This is a genomic window from Saccharomonospora saliphila YIM 90502, from assembly GCF_000383795.1.
Taxonomy (GTDB): Bacteria; Actinomycetota; Actinomycetes; order Mycobacteriales; family Pseudonocardiaceae; genus Saccharomonospora; species Saccharomonospora saliphila.
Map to the genome: position 1 here is coordinate 1 of NZ_KB912654.1, position 2,493 is coordinate 2,493.

The 2,493-nt window shown below is 71.0% G+C and carries 4 protein-coding genes and 1 pseudogene; 1 reads left to right on the plus strand and 4 read right to left on the minus strand.

The genetic code is table 11. The features are described from left to right. A partial coding sequence (locus tag SACSA_RS22135) for a DAK2 domain-containing protein (RefSeq protein WP_048876584.1) occupies positions 1-321 on the minus strand: 321 nt, incomplete at its 3' end. 149 nt (positions 322-470) lie between these two features. Here SACSA_RS22135 and rpmB point away from each other — a divergent pair. Next, positions 471-662: a 50S ribosomal protein L28 gene (gene rpmB, locus SACSA_RS0108800; RefSeq protein ID WP_007027218.1), complete on the plus strand. Its 192-nt coding sequence runs from the start codon at positions 471-473 to the stop codon at positions 660-662. 163 nt (positions 663-825) lie between these two features. On the opposite strand, the gene SACSA_RS0108805 is transcribed toward rpmB, so the two are convergent. The 3 genes and pseudogenes from SACSA_RS0108805 to SACSA_RS22140 form a co-directional block, all read right to left on the minus strand. Next, positions 826-1,503 carry a uracil-DNA glycosylase gene (locus SACSA_RS0108805; protein WP_028661700.1) on the minus strand — a complete coding sequence of 226 codons (678 nt, stop codon included), beginning with the start codon at positions 1,501-1,503 and terminating at the stop codon, positions 826-828. Positions 1,504-1,618: 115 nt separating this feature from the next. Next, complete coding sequence (locus SACSA_RS0108810; protein WP_019815164.1) at positions 1,619-2,089, minus strand: GNAT family N-acetyltransferase; 471 nt, start codon at positions 2,087-2,089, stop codon at positions 1,619-1,621. A gap of 60 nt (positions 2,090-2,149) precedes the next feature. Beyond that, positions 2,150-2,493: pseudogene (locus SACSA_RS22140) on the minus strand (thiamine-phosphate kinase); the annotation flags it as partial.

Sequence of the window (2,493 nt, forward strand, 5' to 3'; positions counted from 1 at the left end):
CGCCCCGTCCAGCTCGGTGGCCCGCCCCGCCGAGTCGGCCATGCCGCGCAGCACCTGCGAGAGGATGATCCCGGAGTTGCCCTTGGCCGCTCGCACGGCGGCGGCGGCGAGGACCGACAGCGCCTCCCCCGCGCCGGCGACCTCGTCGCGCGCGGCCAGGGCGGTCCGGGCGGCGGAGACGGTGTGCAGCAGGTTGGAACCGGTGTCCGAATCGGCGACCGGATAGACGTTGATCTCGTCGATGTCGGCGCGCAGCGCGCCGAGGCGCAGCGCGCAGGCGTCCGCCCATCCCCGCACCGCCGCCGTGTCCAAGACCCGCACCCGAGCGTCCTCCGTAGCTGGTATCCAGGCACCTCCGGGCGAGGGTAGCGACCCGCGTGAGCGGCCGGTCGGCGCACCGGTTACCCTTTTCGAGTTGCCCGGTACCGCCGGGCTGTTCGGATTGACGATTTCTTCGAGGAGTGTTCGACGTGGCTGCCGTGTGCGACGTCTGTGGCAAGGGGCCGGGCTTCGGCAAGTCGGTCTCGCACTCTCACCGGCGTACCAACCGCCGGTGGAACCCGAACATCCAGACCGTGCACGCCAAGGTCGGGCTTTCCCAGAAGAAGCGCCTGAACGTGTGCACCTCCTGCATCAAGGCCGGCAGGGTCGTTCGGGGCTGACGCCAGGACTTTCACCGAGTGCGGCCCGGCGGATCGTTCCGCCGGGCCGCATTCGCATGTCCACCCGAGCTCCCCGCATCCCTTTTTGGCGTGTCGTCAAGGCCTCCTTCACTGCACTGAACGCAGGTAAGGAGGCCTTGACGACACGTCAACAACGGGGGTGTTACGGGAGTTTCCAATCGACCGGGGCTGCGCCCTGCTGCTCCAAGAGGGCGTTGGTGCGGCTGAACGGGCGGGAACCGAAGAAGCCGTTGCGCGCCGACAGCGGGCTCGGGTGCACCGACTCGACGCACGGAACCGATCCCAGCAGCGGCTTGAGCTTGCGCGCGTTACTGCCCCACAGGATCGCCACGAGGGGACGCGAACGTTCCGCCAGCGCGACGATGGCCCGTTCGGTGATCTCCTCCCAGCCCTTGCCCTGGTGGGAGTTCGGCTTGCCCGGCCGCACGGTGAGCGCCCGGTTGAGCAGCAACACCCCCTGCTCGGTCCACGGCGTCAGGTCACCGGTGGACGGCGTGGGGTGACCGAGGTCGTCACTGTACTCGGTGAAGATGTTGACCAAGCTTTTCGGCAGCGGCCGCACGTCGGGAGCGACGGCGAAACACAACCCGATCGGATGACCCGGTGTCGGATAGGGGTCCTGCCCGACGATCAGCACGCGCACGTCGTCGAACGGCTGCGTGAAGGCGCGCAGGATGTGCTCCCCCGACGGCAGGTACGTGCGCCCCGCCGCCACTTCCTGCCGGAGGAATTCGCCCATCGCGGCGATCGAACCGGACACGGGCTCCAGCGCCCGCGCCCACCCTGGGTCCATGATCTCGTGCAGTGGTCGTGCGGTCACGGCAGGGGAGCTTAGCCCACAAGCGTGCACCGCGACCCCGCTCCCCGTGCCGCGCGACGACCGCCTCCGGACGCCCCCACGGCGATGTGTCCCGCCGTCCCACGGCGCACCCCCGTCACAGGGGTTTGGACAGGCAGACGCTGAGCGGATCATCCCGGTAGACACCGAAGTTCGGCATGTCGGCGTAGCCGGTGGCTCGGTAGAGCGACAGCGCCTCCGGCTGGCGCGTGCCCGTCTCCAGCACCAGCCGGGTGCGCCCGGACCGCCGCGCCGCGGCCTCCAGCTCGGCGAGCATGAGCCGGGACAGTCCCCGGCCGCGCATCGCCGTCACCACGTACATGCGCTTCAGCTCGGCGTCCCCGGGCCGCAGCGGCGGAGTGGGATCGTCGTGCGCGCGCCAGCCCCCGCAGGCGACCGGAGCACCGTCCCGGTAGCCCACGAGGAAGATGCCGCCGGGCGGCGCGAAGTCGGCCGGATCGACCGGCGTGACGTCCGGGTCGCCGTAGCGCACCACGTACTCCTGCTGCACCTCCTCGGTGAGCTTGACCGCGTCGGGGTGGTCGTACGGCAGAACGTAGACGTCCACGTCGGGTTCCTCCTGTCTCGGGCACGGGGTCGGGGATTCCACGGGTGCCAGACAAAACGATCAGCGCCAGTGTTCCCAACCGATTTTCCGCTCGGGGGAAACCCCGTCCACCGTCACACCCGGCCCGGCGGGGCCTGCCTCGACCGCGCGCACGGTGCCGACCCGCGTCCACCCCTCGGGCAGCGCGGCGGACTCCGGGAACGTCGCGGCGAGCGCGTGGTCCTCGCCCCGGCGAGCACCCAGTCGAGCGGGTCGGCGCCGAGCGCGGCCGCCACGTCCACGAGCCGCTCCGACACGGTGAGCCGGTCGGTGCACACGTCGATCCCCACCCCGGAGGCCCGGGCGAGGTGGCCGAGGTCGGCGAGCAGCCCGTCCGAGACGTCCACCATCGCCGTCGCACCGGC